This window comes from Caballeronia sp. (genome assembly GCF_028292365.1).
Lineage (GTDB): Bacteria > Pseudomonadota > Gammaproteobacteria > Burkholderiales > Burkholderiaceae > Caballeronia.
Genome location: NZ_JAQGMM010000198.1, coordinates 1 through 15,066, shown reverse-complemented (window position 1 = coordinate 15,066; position 15,066 = coordinate 1). Strand labels below are relative to the sequence as shown.

Annotated in this window: 15 protein-coding genes, 1 tRNA gene and 1 pseudogene; 10 read left to right on the top strand and 7 right to left on the bottom strand. The window is 59.1% G+C overall.

Annotated features, from left to right (window positions below; genetic code table 11):
- A partial coding sequence (locus tag JWR14_RS12270; protein ID WP_299706570.1) for an amidase family protein occupies window positions 1–1,253 on the bottom strand: 1,253 nt, incomplete at its 3' end.
- 78 nt (window positions 1,254–1,331) lie between these two features.
- On the bottom strand, window positions 1,332–2,027 hold the full coding sequence (locus tag JWR14_RS12265; protein WP_299706567.1) for a dienelactone hydrolase family protein: 696 nt from the start codon (window positions 2,025–2,027) through the stop codon (window positions 1,332–1,334).
- Window positions 2,028–2,712: 685 nt separating this feature from the next.
- On the opposite strand from JWR14_RS12265, the gene JWR14_RS12260 reads away from it, so the two are divergent.
- Window positions 2,713–3,858, top strand: a complete 1,146-nt coding sequence (locus JWR14_RS12260) for a branched-chain amino acid ABC transporter substrate-binding protein (protein WP_299706564.1) — start codon at window positions 2,713–2,715, stop codon at window positions 3,856–3,858.
- Between the two features lie 171 nt (window positions 3,859–4,029).
- On the opposite strand, the gene JWR14_RS12255 is transcribed toward JWR14_RS12260, so the two are convergent.
- On the bottom strand, window positions 4,030–5,202 hold the full coding sequence (locus JWR14_RS12255; protein ID WP_299706573.1) for an MFS transporter: 1,173 nt from the start codon (window positions 5,200–5,202) through the stop codon (window positions 4,030–4,032).
- A gap of 236 nt (window positions 5,203–5,438) precedes the next feature.
- Between JWR14_RS12255 and JWR14_RS12250 the strand changes: the two genes are divergently transcribed.
- From JWR14_RS12250 to JWR14_RS12240, 3 genes and pseudogenes are all read left to right on the top strand, one after another.
- Entirely contained in the window at window positions 5,439–6,104 is a 666-nt protein-coding gene (locus JWR14_RS12250) for a pyridoxamine 5'-phosphate oxidase (RefSeq protein WP_299706561.1), read from the top strand.
- A 373-nt stretch (window positions 6,105–6,477) separates the two neighbouring features.
- Complete coding sequence (locus JWR14_RS12245) at window positions 6,478–6,783, top strand: H-NS histone family protein (protein WP_060817484.1); 306 nt, start codon at window positions 6,478–6,480, stop codon at window positions 6,781–6,783.
- Between the two features lie 250 nt (window positions 6,784–7,033).
- Window positions 7,034–8,232: pseudogene (locus JWR14_RS12240) on the top strand (cation diffusion facilitator family transporter).
- Between the two features lie 31 nt (window positions 8,233–8,263).
- On the opposite strand, the gene JWR14_RS12235 reads toward JWR14_RS12240, so the two are convergent.
- From JWR14_RS12235 to JWR14_RS12225, 3 genes are all read right to left on the bottom strand, one after another.
- Window positions 8,264–8,722 carry an Lrp/AsnC family transcriptional regulator gene (locus JWR14_RS12235; RefSeq protein WP_031357026.1) on the bottom strand — a complete coding sequence of 153 codons (459 nt, stop codon included), beginning with the start codon at window positions 8,720–8,722 and terminating at the stop codon, window positions 8,264–8,266.
- A gap of 94 nt (window positions 8,723–8,816) precedes the next feature.
- Window positions 8,817–9,473, bottom strand: coding sequence for an exonuclease (locus JWR14_RS12230; RefSeq protein ID WP_299706548.1), 657 nt, complete (start codon window positions 9,471–9,473; stop codon window positions 8,817–8,819).
- Window positions 9,470–10,114: an MBL fold metallo-hydrolase gene (locus JWR14_RS12225; protein WP_299706500.1), complete on the bottom strand. Its 645-nt coding sequence runs from the start codon at window positions 10,112–10,114 to the stop codon at window positions 9,470–9,472. Before JWR14_RS12225 ends, JWR14_RS12230 begins: the two co-directional genes overlap by 4 nt.
- Window positions 10,115–10,801: 687 nt before the next feature.
- Between JWR14_RS12225 and JWR14_RS12220 the strand changes: the two genes are divergently transcribed.
- A complete protein-coding gene (locus JWR14_RS12220; RefSeq protein WP_299706497.1) occupies window positions 10,802–11,440 on the top strand; it encodes a septal ring lytic transglycosylase RlpA family protein in 639 nt (212 codons plus the stop codon).
- Window positions 11,441–11,517: 77 nt separating this feature from the next.
- Here the strand turns inward: JWR14_RS12220 and rsmI are convergent, their stop codons facing one another.
- Window positions 11,518–12,420 (bottom strand): 16S rRNA (cytidine(1402)-2'-O)-methyltransferase, encoded by a 903-nt coding sequence (gene rsmI / locus JWR14_RS12215; protein ID WP_299706494.1) that lies wholly within the window; start codon window positions 12,418–12,420, stop codon window positions 11,518–11,520.
- Between the two features lie 13 nt (window positions 12,421–12,433).
- On the opposite strand from rsmI, the gene JWR14_RS12210 reads away from it, so the two are divergent.
- The 5 genes from JWR14_RS12210 to JWR14_RS12190 all read left to right on the top strand — a co-directional run bounded on the left by JWR14_RS12210 (window position 12,434) and on the right by JWR14_RS12190 (window position 15,065).
- The gene (locus tag JWR14_RS12210; RefSeq protein ID WP_299706491.1) at window positions 12,434–12,847 is read left to right on the top strand and encodes a YraN family protein; all 414 of its coding nucleotides are present in this window, start codon (window positions 12,434–12,436) and stop codon (window positions 12,845–12,847) included.
- Between the two features lie 303 nt (window positions 12,848–13,150).
- Window positions 13,151–13,738 (top strand): SIS domain-containing protein, encoded by a 588-nt coding sequence (locus tag JWR14_RS12205; protein WP_299706488.1) that lies wholly within the window; start codon window positions 13,151–13,153, stop codon window positions 13,736–13,738.
- A 20-nt stretch (window positions 13,739–13,758) separates the two neighbouring features.
- The gene (locus tag JWR14_RS12200; protein WP_299706485.1) at window positions 13,759–14,565 is read left to right on the top strand and encodes a BON domain-containing protein; all 807 of its coding nucleotides are present in this window, start codon (window positions 13,759–13,761) and stop codon (window positions 14,563–14,565) included.
- A gap of 14 nt (window positions 14,566–14,579) precedes the next feature.
- On the top strand, window positions 14,580–14,921 hold the full coding sequence (locus tag JWR14_RS12195) for a c-type cytochrome (RefSeq protein ID WP_299706482.1): 342 nt from the start codon (window positions 14,580–14,582) through the stop codon (window positions 14,919–14,921).
- A 68-nt stretch (window positions 14,922–14,989) separates the two neighbouring features.
- Window positions 14,990–15,065, top strand: a tRNA-Ala gene (locus tag JWR14_RS12190).
- Window position 15,066 lies beyond the last annotated feature (1 nt).

The window sequence follows — 15,066 nt, the reverse complement described above, 5'->3', positions numbered from 1 at the left end:
GACGAAATCGCAAGCATCCGCCGCAACAACGGTTCAATAGGAACGGTCGATAAAACGTGCATCTGGAAGCGTTCGAATTGCGTTGGCTGTTTGGCGCCGATCCTGAACGGCGCGCCAGCGAGCGTAGGCGTCAACAACACGTCATATCGTGTCATCAACGCAGCCATCTGCGCCGCGACCTGACGCTGCGTGTCGAGCGCAGCCGGGAGGTCGCGCTCACCGATCTTCCGGCCGATATGCGCCATCGTCCATGACGCAATCTCGAAATCGCCGCGCCTGGGCTTCTGGCCACTGATGCGATCAGCGTGCAGCACAATCTCTTCGGCCTGTATTGACCACATCACGAGGAACGCGTGAGCAATAGCGCCAAAGTCGAGCCCGAAAGACGCCGGCTCCACCCGGTGGCCCAATGATTCAGCGAGTCTGGCTGCATCGTCGAGAGCGGCTTTTACATCCGCCGATAACGCGCCCGCAAGCTGCGGATCTTCCATATAGCCGATGCGCAACGGCCCGCACGGCTCGCCGACGGCCTGGAAAAAAGCGCCCGGTTGCCCGGACGACGTGAGATCGAGTAGCAGGGCGCTATCGCGGACACTGCGCGACACGGCATGATCCACCGTTAAATCGCCGGGTGCGGGCAGCGGTTGCGGCTGGACATCGTTGGATGGCTTGTAGCCGAACAGCCCGCAACACGAAGCCGGGATGCGAATCGACCCGCCGCCATCCGCCGCGTGCGCGAGCGGGACGATACCGCCCGCGACGGCCGCCGCGGCGCCGCCGCTGGAACCGCCCGTGGTGTAGTCGAGTCCCCACGGGTTGCGCGCCGGGCCGAACAATTCGGGTTCGGTGTACGGCATCTGGCCAATTTCAGGCGTGTTGGTCTTGCCGAAAATGTTGAGCCCCGCCCGCTTTGAGCGCGCGACGATCGGTGAATCTTCGGTGGGCGTGAAATGCTGGAAGTGGCGGCAGCCCATGGACATGCGCAAACCCGCAACCGGTGCGCCGAGATCCTTGATGAGGTAGGGGACGCCCGCGAGCGGACCTTCTCCTAGCGTGCCGGAACCGTCGCGACCGTTGCGGCTCGCGCGGTTGCGAGCCGCCTGATAGTCCTTCAGGACAATGGCGTTGAGCGCGGGGTTGACGGCTTCGGCGCGCGTGATTGCTGTATCGATCAGTTCCCGCGCGCTGACCTGGCCGTTGCGCACGAGTTCTGCCAGGCCAATAGCGTCGTAGTCGAGATACTCGGACTGCAAGGTTCCCCCTACTTTGATGCCGTTGTGTTCCGTCTTATCAGGCGGCCAACCGTGCAGTCCGCGGAGCAGTGCGCCGAGTTACGAATGCTCGCCGAGGAACGTCAGTGTGCGGCCGTGCGCCAGTGCCGATGCCGCTTGATTGTACGATGCGCGGTCCGTGCAATTGAAGCCGTGATCGGCGCCCGGGTACACGTGGACCTGGGCGTCCTTGCCCGCGAAGCGCTGCTTCACCGAGTCGACCGCTGCGGACGGGATGTGGGCATCGAGCGCGCCGTAGTGGAATTGCATCGGCACCTTGATCTTGTCGGCCTGGTCGAGCTCGTTCTGGATGCCGCCGCCGTAGTAGGCCACGGCGATGTCGAACGCACCTTGCGCCGCCGACAAATATGCCAGCCGGCCGCCGAGGCAATAACCAACAGCCGCGATCTTGCCCGTGACTTCCGGCAACGCGCGCAGCGCGGCCGCGGTGGCGGAGACGTCGGCGACTGCGTGCGTCACGTCGAGTTTGCCGTAGATTTCCATTGCTTTCTCGCGGTCTGCGCCGTCATAGCCGAGTTCCACGCGCGGCTGGACGCGCCAGAAAATATCCGGTGCGAGCGCGACGTAACCATCGGCCGCGTACTGGTCGGCCACGGCGCGGATATGCGAGTTCACGCCGAATATTTCCTGGATGATGACGACGCCCGGACCTTTGCCGCCTTTGGGCAACGCGAGATAGCCCTGGAAGGTGTCGCCGTTTGCAGGGATGTCGATCCAGCGGGATGTCACGGTCATGATGAAGCTCCTGAATGAGGCCTGAATAGAGTGGCGCGAAATGAAAGGGAACGACAGCGAAGAACGCAGCCGGACAGTTTGCCACCATTCAATGCGGCTTGCTGGCAAGGGCATGGGCTGTAAAGCGGCTGTTGGCAACGCACGCGGCGGCGCGTTTTCAGTGATGTTTGTGCAACCGTCATGGCGCACGGCATGGGCTTTAAAGCGGCGACGAGTTAATAGTGCTAACCCGAGCACTAACCCTAGTGCTTATCTGAGTGCTTAACCCAATTCTTAACCAGTCCAATTGACTTGAAACAAGCGGACCCGATATTAACGGCATGGCTGGCTGAAACTAAAGCGTCGCCTCTAACATGCCCCGAACGCAGGCCTCGGGGGAAGTGTCAATCCGGTCAAGAACCGCATGAACAGGGCCTTTCCGCACTGCACCAGCACACTTTCAATCGCTTCTCAACATATACCTTATTAGTAGTCGCACCACTATCCTAAAAAACTTCCCCAAATTAATTTGACAACCCTACACTTGCGCGCAGTGCGGATGCTGGCCGTCATAAACGGCTTGCGGAAGTACGAGCCAAGTGCATGACGATGCATCCGGCGTGGTCGTCCACGGGGCTGAGCGAAACGTGATGAAACGGAGCACAGGGCGACACCGCTGTTTTTGGGACCGAAACTGGAGACTTACATGAACACCAAGCTTCACAAACTGTTGCCTATCAGCGCTGCAGCGCTAATGTTCGCCTCGATGGCAACAACCGCTACGGCCGACGAAGTTGTCAAGATCGGTCACGTTGCACCGTTGACCGGTGGCATTGCCCACTTGGGCAAGGACAACGAAAACGGCGCGCGCCTCGCAGTTGAAGAAATCAATGCCAAGGGTCTGACGATCGGCGGCCAGAAGATCACGCTTCAACTCGACGCACAAGATGACGCAGCTGACCCGCGTACTGCTACTCAAGTGGCGCAGAAACTGGTCGACGATAAGGTCGTCGCCGTAGTTGGCCACCTGAACTCCGGCACCTCGATCCCGGCATCGAAGATCTACAGCGATGCTGGCATCGTGCAGATCTCGCCGTCGGCGACGAACCCGGTGTACACGCAGCAAGGCTTCAAGACGACGTATCGCGTTGTGGCAACCGATGCACAACAAGGTCCGGCACTGGCTAACTATGCCTCCAAGGAGCTGAAGCTGAAGAGCGTCGCGATTGTCGATGACTCGACCGCTTACGGCCAAGGTCTCGCGAACGAGTTCGAAAAGACCGCCAAGTCGCTCGGCATGAACGTGATGTCGCATGATGCGACCAACGACAAGGCTGTCGACTTCCGCGCAATCTTGACGAAGATCAAGGGCGAAAATCCTGACGCAATCATGTACGGCGGCATGGACGCCACCGGCGGCCCGTTCGCCAAGCAAGCCAAGCAACTTGGCCTGCGCGCACGTGTTCTGGCAGGCGACGGTGTTTGTACCGACCAGTTGTCGACCCTTGCTGGCGATGCAACCGATAATATCGTCTGCTCGGAAGCCGGTATGGCGCTGGAAAAGATGGCGGGCGGCGCGGAATTCTCGGCCAAGTTCCAGAAGCGTTTTGGCGCGCCGATTCAGATCTATGCTCCGTTCACGTATGACGCGGTGTACATCATTGTCGATGCTATGAAGCGCGCCAATTCCACCGATCCGGCGAAGATTCTGGCAGCTATGCCGAATACGGATTACAAGGGTGTGATCGGCGAAACGACCTTCGACTCGAAGGGCGACCTGAAGCACGGCGTGATCTCGCTGTACAACTACAAGTCGGGCAAGAAGACGTTGCTGGACGTGGTCAAGATGTAATTGCCGCAGGCGGTCATGGTCGTGATGTTTCCACGCAGACCGCCTTCGATGATTTTCATCTTTGGAAAAACGCGCTGATTTCGGTCAGCGCGTTTTTTTTTGCGCGGCGAGTCGGCAGGTGGCGGTTAAGGAGGAGGCCGATCGCAATCCGGCGACTGCTGCGCTGTCCGCTCACAGCTTCAGCTGCTTCATGATTCTCGGCCCCACGAGCGCGATCAGCGCTGAGCAAGCTGCAACAACCGATAACCCTATTGGCAGCGTACTCAGCTGCGCCACACCGCCTATCAACACCGGCCCGAACAGCAAGCCGAAGTAAGCCAGTCCAGCGACCTGCGCGAGCCCTTCCGCCGGGCTCACGCCTTCCACGCGCGCCGCCGCGGCGAACAGCACCGGCATCATGTTTGCGAGTCCCAGCCCCATCAGCGTGAAACCGGCAAGCGTGACGACTGCATTAGGCAGTAACAGCGCGGCCACCATGCCGATAAACGCCAGCGCCGCGCTCGCGAAGATGAGTTGCGGCGCGCCGAAGCGGGCGCGCACTGCATCGCCGCCGAAACGCCCGGCCGCCATGCCGCCCGTGAAGGCCGCGTAGGCCGCGCTGGACAATGCGGGCGTGGCGAGCACGACGTCACGCATATAGACCGTTGCCCAGTCGTACATGGCCCCTTCAGCGATCAACGCGATCAGCGCGAGGCCTCCGAGCGCCCACAACGCCTTGGAACGCCAGCGATTCGATGACGACCGTCCGCCATGCACATCGTCTGCGTGAGGGACGTGGGGGAGCACGGCGGGCATGGACACCAGCAGCACGATCACGCTCACCACCGACGCCAGCGCGAGATGCGCTTCCGGCGGCATGCCGTGCGCGAGCAGCGCGCCGCCGGCCGCCGCACCGGCCATCCCGCCAACACTGAACATGCCGTGCAGCGACGACATGATGGGCCGCTCGAGCGCTTCTTCAACGGCGCTGGCTTCCGCGTTCATCGCGACATCGAGTGTGGCCATGCTGAAGCCGAACAGCGCCAGCACGACCAGCAGCAGCCAGTAGAACGGTGCGACCAGGATCAGCGCCCCGCAAATCGTCATGCCGATTCCGCCGGCCAGGCACGCGCGGCGAGTGCCGACGCGCGCGATCCACGAACCGTTGGTGAGCATTGCGACAATCGAGCCGACGGCCACCGCGAGAAGCGCAATGGACAGCGATCCGGGACTCAGGTGGAATTTGTCCCGCACCGTGGGCACGTGCACGCCCCACGAGGCGTACAGCATGCCGGCGATGAAAAACACGGCCATTGTCGCGTAGCGCGCGCGCTCGCGTTTTGCCGCAGGCAGCCGCCGATGCACCGCATTCGGGGTGTCGTGCCCGACGGTGCGGGCACTTGAGACAGATTCGGACACAGGAATTGCTCTCTTTGCCTTCTTGTTTTAACGGCCAGTCATTTGGCTGACCGGCGAAGCTTTCAATTCTATCGGGTTGCGGACGGACTTGGTTTTAGTGCTTTAAGATCGTAAAGGCCGCTCGCTGGTTCTATTTGATTCGCTTGTCCGGCCGCTGGTGAGTTCTCTCGTGAGGTCCCGCTTTGAATATCCCGTCGCATGCTCCGTTGCATCTGTTGCATCAAGTGCCGCACGGCACGCTTGCCACGCACTCGCGCGAGCCGCGCGGTTTTCCTTACCCGACCGCATTACCGTTCGCGCCGACTGCCCGTCACGTGCCAATGGTGCTCATTAGCCATCTGGCCGAACACACCCGTAATCTGCAACTGGACGCACGCGCGGGTTTCCTGATTACTCAAACGGCAAGCGACGCCATTCTCGAAGGCCAGCGTCTCACCATGCTCGGCTCGTTTTCTCCGGCGCCGCCTGAATCCGTTGATGAACTGTCGCGCCGTTATTTGCGATATCACCCCGACGCCGCGCGTTACCTTGAATTGGGTGACTTCACGTTCTGGATCATGTCGCTCGAACGCATGAGATATATAGGCGGCTTTGGTGCAATGGGCTGGCTGGATGCGGCGGCGCTTGATCCACTCGAACCGTTATCCGAACTGAATGAGCGTCGGCTGCTGGAATTATTTGCCGATTCTCCCGCGCGACCGGCCGACCTCGAACTAATGGGGATAGACAAATATGGTTGCGACCTGCGGACTCCTGGCGCGCGCAATCGTTTCACCTTTGATAAACCGAAACAAACCCGTGCAGAATTGAATGACGCGTTGATCGATTGTATTGAACGGCATAGGTGATTGTCTGAACTTGTGATCGTCCGATACGTGTCTTTATGTCGCTAAATTACGAGATGACGTTACGACGGTGAAGTAGTTTGTGCAAACTCGCACGGGATGGAAGCTTTAGCCGATATGTTTCTTGTTATTTTCATTTCATGAAAGATTTTGTGGGTTAATTTAACAATGAAAGTAAGATGAATGCGGGGTTCCGGTTGGATTCATGGAATATCACGAATTGTTACGAATCCCCGTTTGGCTGAATTGATTTAAATCGATGGCATGGAAGCGCGCGCGCAATCCTAGTTGTGTTAATCTGCGATTCATTGAGAGGCTTAACGTTATAACCCGAACGGGCAACGACTCGTACACTGCAAACCACAAGGAAATCATCATGCCGTCTTACAAGGAACTTCTCGCACAGCGCGAAAATCTCGAACGACAGATTGAAGAAGCGAAGTCGCGGGAATACGCTGAAGTTCTCAATGAAATCAAGCAGAAAATGACCGACTATGGGATCACGCTTGCCGAATTGGCGGGTGGTCGCGGCGGCAAGAATTTGAAGAACGCTGCGCGTCCGCGTGCAGGCGTTGCACCGAAGTATCGCGATCCGGACAGCGGCAGCACGTGGTCGGGCCGCGGCAAGCCGCCGAAGTGGATTGCAGGTCAGGAACGCGACAACTTCCTGATCCAGAAGTGATAGGGTGATTGTTTGAAAAAGCCGCACCATTCAAATGGTGCGGCTTTTTTTCGCCTGCGCAGCGCTCAGCCCAAATAGCCAGTGCGCCGGAATCATCCGGTTGTGGCGCGCTGCGACAATATCGTGATGCGACCGAGAAGACATCGCGTTTCATATAAATAAATGATTTTTATAGAATTTTTTTGTTTTGAGCGAGGGTGTCAAAGCGCGACTTGGTAACATTCGTCAAACGACGACTTCAAGTGATGACATGTCGCAATCAACCGCGCACGCCGCGGAAAAGCAGGACGTAGCCCGCAAAACAACCTTCGGGAGTATCGCGGTGAATTCTGTGCTGATGGCGGCGCAGACTGTCGCAGGCGTGTTTGCGCACTCCCAGGCCTTGATTGCCGACGGTATTCATTCACTGGCTGCCCTGGTGTCGGATTTCATCGTGCTTCTGGCCAATCGGCATAGCACAGTTGCTCCTGACGACGATCACAATTACGGCCACAGCCGTTATGAAACAATCGCTTCATTATTTCTCGGCGCGCTTTTAATTATTGTCGGCGTGGGGATGTTATGGCGAGCAGGTGAGCGTATACCAATCTTCAAGACATCCCTGAGGTTCACGCAACTGCACTGATAGTTGCGGTGATCGTTCTGATTTTTAAGGAGTTATTGTTCCGTTATATGCTCCGTGCGGCCGAACGCGTGAGGTCGGCGCTACTGATCGCAAATGCGTGGCACGTTCGTTCGGACGCGGCTTCGTCGCTGGTCGTCGCTATCGGCATTATTGGAAGTATGGCTGGCTGGCGGTTGCTGGACCCTATCGCGGCCGCAATCGTCGGTTTTATGGTCGCGCGGATGGGTTGGACTTTCGGATGGGATGCTTTACAGGATTTGTCTGATCGCGCACTGGATCACGGCGAAACCGAAAAGTTACGCATGTTGTTGAGTAGCACGCCAGGTGTTCGCGACGTGGATGAATTGCGCACGCGAAAAATGGGCGATCTCGCCATAGTCGATGCCCATATTCTCGTTGATCCCCTCATTTCAGTTTTGGAGGGTCACACCATTGCGGAATTGGCGCGATCGCGCTTGTTGACGAATACCCACATTTTGGATGCATTGATTCACGTCGATCCGGAAAATGACGAAGTCAATCCGCTGCCGGGCAGAATGCCGACGCGCTCGGCTGTCAGCAATAGCATAAGCGCCGTATTGGGCGCTCACAGCCTCACAGACAGCGCGTTGAACCTGCATTATCTGAGCAGCGGATTCGATATCAACGTCACGCTTCCCGCAGACTTAACCGACGATCAACTGGCCCGCCTGGAACCCGGCGATTTTGACGCACTCAAGCGAACACTCGGCGCACGCGAGATTCGGTTTGCGCGAACTGTAAGAAACATGCCGCACGTTGTCCTTACTGAATCTATTTCTAATGCCGTTTCGCGCCCTGAGTAGCGCGTCGGCGTCAACATATTTGAAAGCTAACTTATAGCGGCAATTGTGTATCGAATTTGATTTCGCGCAGGACCACGCTGGTCCGAACTTGCGCGACTGCCGGAATCTTGAAGATGCGGTCGTGGAGAAAAGCGTCGTACGACTTGATATCCGGCGCGACAATTTTCAGGATGTAATCGGCCTCGCCCGTGGTGCTGTAGCACTCGGTGACTTCCGGGCACGTAGTGATTTCCCGTTCGAATTGCTCGACACCGCCTTCTGTGTGGCGTGTGAGATGAATATGAGCAAGCGCGCAGACATGCAAGCCAAGCTTTTCGCGATCGAGCAACGCGGTGTACCGCTGGATCACGCCCGATTGCTCCATGTCCTTGATACGCCGCCAGCACGGAGTGCTTGAAAGCCCGACCTGGTCGGATATCTCCTGAACCGAACGGCGGGCGTCCAGTTGCAGAAGTCGCAGGATTTTTTGTGAAAACGTGTCGAGAGTCAACTGCGCCTCCTTTCGGTCGCTACCAACTCCAATAGTAGAGGCGGCAGAAAGGAAGTGCAATGTCAAACGCCCAGCGTGAGCAATATTGCCTAACTCAACGCCCAGACTGCGCGTTTTGTCCTTTGATGTCAGTGTCGTCCGGCGTTTCGCCAGCCGCTTTTAGTGATGCCAGCAGCGTCCGTTGAGTCCGCAGTTCGGCCAGCATATTGCAGAAAAGCGCACCTTGTTCTACGGCGTCATCGAGTGCGACGTGAGTGTGCGGGAGTTCATCGAACCAGTGTTTCGGCAAACGCGGTTTGATCGCCTTCCGGTACGGCAGATCGGTCAGCGCGAACGCGAGCGTCTTGATGTCGAGCGCGGACCACGAGAACGGACAGCGTTCAGCGAATCGCATCATGTACCAGAACATATAAGTGAAGTCGAAACCCGCCGGATACGCGACGAACACCGGCTTGCCGGGCAATGCCTCGACCCATTCCACGTACGCGCGCAGTGCAGTCAGCGGCTGCTGCAGGTCCGTCCGACATGCGGCCCATGCCTCAGGCTGGGTTTTCCACCAGGCGGCCTGAACCGGATGTGGCGCCGCGCCTTCCAGCGTTTCGAGATTGGCTGAAAACGTGCCAATCAACTCCTTGTGTTCCGTGTACGCCGCCGACGCAAAACTCAGCATGGAGTGCGGCCCAGGGATGGGTCCATCAGCTTCGACGTCCGTGCTGACGTAGATTTCAGGAATGGCGGTGGCGGTGCTCATGTCGTTATCCGGTCGGCGACAAACGGGTTAGTGCGGCGTTCATGTCCGAACGTGGAGGTGGGACCGTGGCCCGGTACGAACGTGACATCATCGCCCAGCGGCCAAAGCTTTTCCTGGACCGAGCGCACAAGGTCCGACTGGTTGCCACGTGGAAAATCCGTACGGCCGATCGAGCCCGCGAACAGCACGTCGCCGACCAACGCCACGCGATTCGCGCGGCTGAAAAAGATCACATGGCCCGGTGTATGTCCGGGACAGTGATAGACCTCCATGGTTTCGTCGCCAAACTGAACCGAGTCACCACCTTTCAGCCATCGGTCGGGCGTGAAGGCGTGCGCTTCGCCGAAGCCGAAGCGTTTGCTTTGAGCGGGCAACTGGTCGATCCAGAAAGCGTCTTCAGCGTGCGGTCCATGGATCTCCACGTTGTAGTGATCGGCGAGCGCCTTTGCTCCGCCGCAGTGATCCAGATGCCCGTGCGTGAGCAGCACCTTGTCCACGGTCACCTCAAGTTGTCCGATCGCGCTGATGATCCGCTTGACTTCGCCGCCTGGATCGACAACGACGGCACGACGCGTTGTCTCGCACACAACGATCGAACAGTTTTGCTGGAACGGTGTCACTGGAATAAGGGTTAGCTTCATGGCTAGTTAACCGGGACGTGACGGGACGTGTAAAAACGTCCATTGTAACGGGCGAAAACCAGCGGTGCGGTAGCGCGCCAAGCGTTAGCCGAACGGGATAAAACTGCCTAAAAAACAGGCAGAAGCTGCAATTTTTACGCCATTCGAGAAAATGAGTAACATTTTGTTCATCGCCGGGCGATCGGACTATGTGTTTAGGTATAATCCGGCCAGTTGTGCATGGTATGAACATGCCATCAATGGGCATTGAGAAACACGAGTAGCGCGTTTTTACAATTGTCATCAAGTACGCAATTCGGAGCGAAAACGCTTCGCAATCGCAATCAAGCATCGGTTTCCACCGATGTACACGTCTTGTCCAGCCAGGTGCGATGCGCCTGCCAGCGGCCTTAGCTGCCGTTACGCTGGATGGGGCCTACGCCGCCGTTCCTGCGCAGTTGAGCGCGCAAGAATGTGTGATCCACGTTCGATGGCGGCATGTGGGGTCTGGTCAGGCTGCCGGGGACAGGTTGCGCCAGACGTGAAAACTAACCGGGCATTTGCGGCGAGGTACGCCGCACCCGAGCACTAGCTCGCCGTTCGACTTTTCGAACGGTGTAAGCGTTTGCGCGGAAAAGCCTTGAGCTGCCTACGCACGTCCGCGTTTTGTCGGATGGTGAGGCGGCTCTAACTGTTGATAACACGTCTATGAATTTACGACTAACCCGGCATATCGGGAGTCTTTTGGTCTTTGCAATCCTTACGGGTTGCGCCATGCCGCCTACTGGCGGCGATCAGGCCAGCGCGCTGAGAACCGGCTCGCAGCTGACCACCGCAAACAACGCTGCGAACCCGGGCCGAGGTTCGGCGCGTCTTGCGGCACCGCTCGCTTACGACTCCCAGCTGAATAATTTGCCTTCGTCGGCCAGCAATTCGTCCGACACATCCTCGCTTGCCAACGCGAAGCCCATCACAGCCGGACCTGACGTCAGTGACTTCGAGCAGCAGGGCCGCGCCTCTTGGTATGGCCGCGGTTTCCACGGTCGCAAGACGGCCAGCGGCGAGCGCTACGACATGCACGCGCTCACGGCAGCGCATCGCACATTGCCGCTTGCTTCGTGGGTTCGTGTGACCAATGAGGCGAATCAAAAAACCGTGGTCGTCAAGATTAACGACCGTGGCCCGTACGCGCGTGGCCGGGTGATTGATCTTTCCTATGCGGCCGCTGCGGTATTGGGCATGCGTGGCGCGGGTGTCGGAAAGGTGAAGATCGAAGGCCTGTCGCAGCAGGAAGCGCGGGCGGCGGCGCGAGATCAATCGCTGGCGTCGAACAACTCGGTCGACTGATCATCGTCAACTTGTTTGCGTAAGAAAAACGGGCCGTTTCGACGGCCCGTTTTTTATTGCCCGGCGCGTTGCCTGGCTCACTCATCCTCATTTGCGTCCGGCTTTCCGCGGGCCTTATCCATCGCCAGCGCCCTTGTATAAAGCGCGTTGCGCGATGCACCTGTCAGCGTTGCCGCCAGTCTTGCCGCGCTGCTCACCGATAACTCCGCAAGCAACGTCGCAAGCAACGCATCATGAGCGTCGTCCGCGGCCTCCTTCTGCGGCGCACCTTCCACTACAAGAACGAACTCGCCGCGTTGCCGGTTTGCATCGCCGGATAGCCACGTTGGCCCTTCGGCCAGGGTGCATCGATGGATGCTCTCATGTAACTTGGTCAGCTCACGAGCAATCAGCAATTGCCGCTCGCCACCGAACGCGCGCTCGAGCGCTTGCACCGTTTCCACAATCCTGTGCGGCGCTTCGTAGAACACCAGCGCCGGCGTGTGCGTGAGCAGCGTCTGCAATTGCGTGTCGCGCTGCTTCGGTTTGGTGGCAAGAAAGCCGATGAACGAAAACGTGTGAACCCATGCGCCAGCTACGCTGAGCGCGGTGGTGAGGGCGCTCGCGCCCGGCAAGGGAATGACGGGAAAACCGGCTTCGCGCACGGCATCGACCAGTTTCGCGCCGGGGTCGGAGATACCTGGCGTGCCTGCGTCGGACACGCACGCAATGCGCTCGCCATTGCGCAGATGCGCGATCACGTTCTCGGCAGCGCTGCGCTCGTTGTGCTCGTGTACTGCGATGGTCGGCTTCGAAATGCCGTAGCGCGACAGGAGTTGCGACGTGTTCCGCGTGTCCTCGGCAGCCACGCGGTCGACAAGTCCGAGCACATGCAGCGCGCGCACCGTGATGTCCGCGACATTGCCGATTGGCGTTGCGACTACATAGAGCGCGCCAGCCGGAAACTGCTGGCCATGGGCCAATTCGGAGAGTGGAGTCATGAGGGCGGGTGGCATGCGGGGAACGTCATTGTGCCATGCGATGAGGGACAACTTTTTGGGGAACGGGGTGTCGAAAACGATCGGAAGCGCATTCGAGCAACGCGCGCTTGAATATCTGCAGCGGCAGCGGCTGCGTTTTGTCGCCCGCAACTTCACCTGTCGCGGCGGCGAAATTGATCTCGTGATGCGTGAGATCGGCAGTCAGCGTGCGCTTGTATTCGTGGAGGTACGCGCGCGTCGCAGCCGCCAGTTCGCGGCAGCGGCGGCGAGTATCGGGGCGCATAAACAGCGGCGGCTGGTGCTCGCGGCGCAGCACTACCTGATGGCGTGGCGCGGTCCGTTGCCTGTGTGCCGCTTCGACGTGATCGCGTTCGACGCGGGCAGTATCGTGTGGATACGCGATGCTTTTCGCGCCGATACGTCGTGAAAACGGCCTTATCTTAAGTGACGCGGACAGCGAGTGCGGTAAACTGCGCGGAGCCTACGCGCCGGGTTTGGATCGAGGTCTTATGGTCTTATGTTCAACCGCTGCGCAAGAGCGCGTCGCGAAGAACCGTGAATCGTGGGAGCTCAGGTATTGAAGTGGTGAAGCATTGGTTTGGACGACCGTGGCAGCAAGTGGTCGAAGCAAGTGGTCGAAGCAAGTGGTCGAAGCAAGTGGTCGAAGCAAATCATCGAAGCAGTCCGTCAATGAACTACCGCGCATGGCGCGGCCGATAACCGAGAGTCGATGTCCGTCGAACGTATCCAGCAACATTTCCGCGAAAACGCGGCAGTCCATCGTGAAGCACTCGACACGCTTGCTTTCCCCGTCGCCGCAGCCATTGACGTGCTGTTCGGCGCGCTCGCCAACGGCTCGCGAATCCTGACGTGCGGCAACGGTGGATCAGCGGCAAACTCGCAGAGGCTCGCGTCTGCGCTGGTAGGACATTTCGAGCGCGAGAGGCCTGGTTTGCCGGCGATTGCTCTGGACGCGAATGTCCTGACGCTCACGGGCATTGGCAATAACTCGGCGTTCGAAGAGATCTATTCGAAGCAGATCCGCTCGCTTGGACAGGCGGGTGACGTCTTGGTCGTCATCTCGACGTCGGGCAACTCGGTTAACCTCCTTTCGGCGATCCAGGCCGCGCATGAGCGCGAGATGTTCGTGATTGCGCTGACCGGTGCGGGCGGCGGCGTGATCAGCGAAGTGCTCGCCGATACCGACATCCATATCTGCGTGCCGTCCGAACGGCCGGCACGAATCCAGGAAGTCCATCTGCTAACCATTCACTGTCTGTGCGACGGCATCGACGCGATGCTGCTGGGCGACGAATGATTTTTAAGGGGAACGAGTTGATGAAAACGACACGCGTCAGGTCGACGCTAGCCAGAGCCACGTTGCTGGCGAGCCTGTTGTCAGGCGTTGTGCTGACCCTGCAAGGTTGCCCGCTTGTGGTCATCGGCGCAATGGGTGGTGCAGTGGGCGGCGGCACGCTCGTCGCCACCGACCGGCGCACGCTCGGCGCGCAGACCGAGGACCGCGAGATCCAGGTGAAAGCCAAGTCGCGCATCGGTGAATCCTTGCCTGACCAGGCGCACGTCAGCGTGACCGTGTTTAACCGGCGTGTGTTGTTGACCGGCGAAGTACCGAGTGATCAATGGAAGCAGAAGGCCGAAGAGGTGGTGCGCGGCATCAACAATGTGAACAGCATTGTGAATGAGCTCGCTGTCCAGGGCGCGAGTTCGCTGTCATCGCGGACCAACGATGCTTATCTCGAGAGCCGCGTGAAGGGTGCGATGGTTGGCGAGAAGGACATGCGGGCCAACTTCTACAAGGTGGTGTGCGAGCGCGACACGGTGTACCTGATGGGCCTGGTCACGCGCGAAGAAGGTGCTGCCGGCGCGAATGTGGCGGCGCAGGTCCCGGGTGTTGCACAGGTGGTCAAGGTATTCCAGTACATCAAGCCGGAAGATGCTCAGGCGTTGTCGGCCGCGGCTGCGTCGGGCGCGAGCGCGCCGGTGGTAACGCCTATCGACAGTGATCCAACCGTCGGCGCGGTACCGGATTCGTCTGTGAGCTCAAAGCCGCTCGATGGGCAGACGCCCGCACCGGTCGTGAATTCCGCTGTGCATCCGGGTAATCCTGCGCCCGCCGCGAAATGAAGCGGTGGTTTTGCATGAGCATGTTCACGGTGGCGATCGCGGCCGCGACTGGCCAGGGTGCGCTCGCGGCCGACGCGCCCGCTGCTTTTTCCCCTGTGGATGCCATGAACATCGCTCGCAAGAATGCCTGTATGGGATGTCACGCAGTGGATCGCAAGCTGGTTGGGCCATCGTTCCAGCAGATCGCCGCGAAGTACAAGGGCGACGCGCAGGGGCAGGCGCGGCTTGAAACCAAGGTGAGAGACGGTGGCAGTGGAGTGTGGGGTGTCTTGCCCATGCCGTCGCATCGGTCCATGAACGGGGCGGATATCAAGACGGTTGTCGGCTGGATTCTCGCGGGCGCGCCGTCGAAATAAGGTCCGCCGCAGACGGCATTTGGGCCTTGTCAGACGGTCTTAAGGCTGTGCTAGAATCGTGAGACGATGGGGGGGTAGCTCAGCTGGGAGAGCGTCGCGTTCGCAATGCGAAGGTCGGGAGTTCGATCCTCCTCCTCTCCACCAC

What these genes read in the sequence shown, in the direction of transcription:
- JWR14_RS12265 (WP_299706567.1), bottom strand. Translation starts at nt 2,027, where the DNA reads ATGACCGTGACATCCCGCTGGATCGACATCCCTGCAAACGGCGACACC.
- JWR14_RS12260 (WP_299706564.1), top strand. Translation starts at nt 2,713, where the DNA reads ATGAACACCAAGCTTCACAAACTGTTGCCTATCAGCGCTGCAGCGCTA.
- JWR14_RS12245 (WP_060817484.1), top strand. Translation starts at nt 6,478, where the DNA reads ATGCCGTCTTACAAGGAACTTCTCGCACAGCGCGAAAATCTCGAACGA.
- JWR14_RS12230 (WP_299706548.1), bottom strand. Translation starts at nt 9,473, where the DNA reads ATGAGCACCGCCACCGCCATTCCTGAAATCTACGTCAGCACGGACGTC.
- JWR14_RS12225 (WP_299706500.1), bottom strand. Translation starts at nt 10,114, where the DNA reads ATGAAGCTAACCCTTATTCCAGTGACACCGTTCCAGCAAAACTGTTCG.
- JWR14_RS12220 (WP_299706497.1), top strand. Translation starts at nt 10,802, where the DNA reads ATGAATTTACGACTAACCCGGCATATCGGGAGTCTTTTGGTCTTTGCA.
- rsmI (WP_299706494.1), bottom strand. Translation starts at nt 12,420, where the DNA reads ATGACTCCACTCTCCGAATTGGCCCATGGCCAGCAGTTTCCGGCTGGC.
- JWR14_RS12210 (WP_299706491.1), top strand. Translation starts at nt 12,434, where the DNA reads ATGCGGGGAACGTCATTGTGCCATGCGATGAGGGACAACTTTTTGGGG.
- JWR14_RS12205 (WP_299706488.1), top strand. Translation starts at nt 13,151, where the DNA reads ATGTCCGTCGAACGTATCCAGCAACATTTCCGCGAAAACGCGGCAGTC.
- JWR14_RS12200 (WP_299706485.1), top strand. Translation starts at nt 13,759, where the DNA reads ATGAAAACGACACGCGTCAGGTCGACGCTAGCCAGAGCCACGTTGCTG.
- JWR14_RS12195 (WP_299706482.1), top strand. Translation starts at nt 14,580, where the DNA reads ATGAGCATGTTCACGGTGGCGATCGCGGCCGCGACTGGCCAGGGTGCG.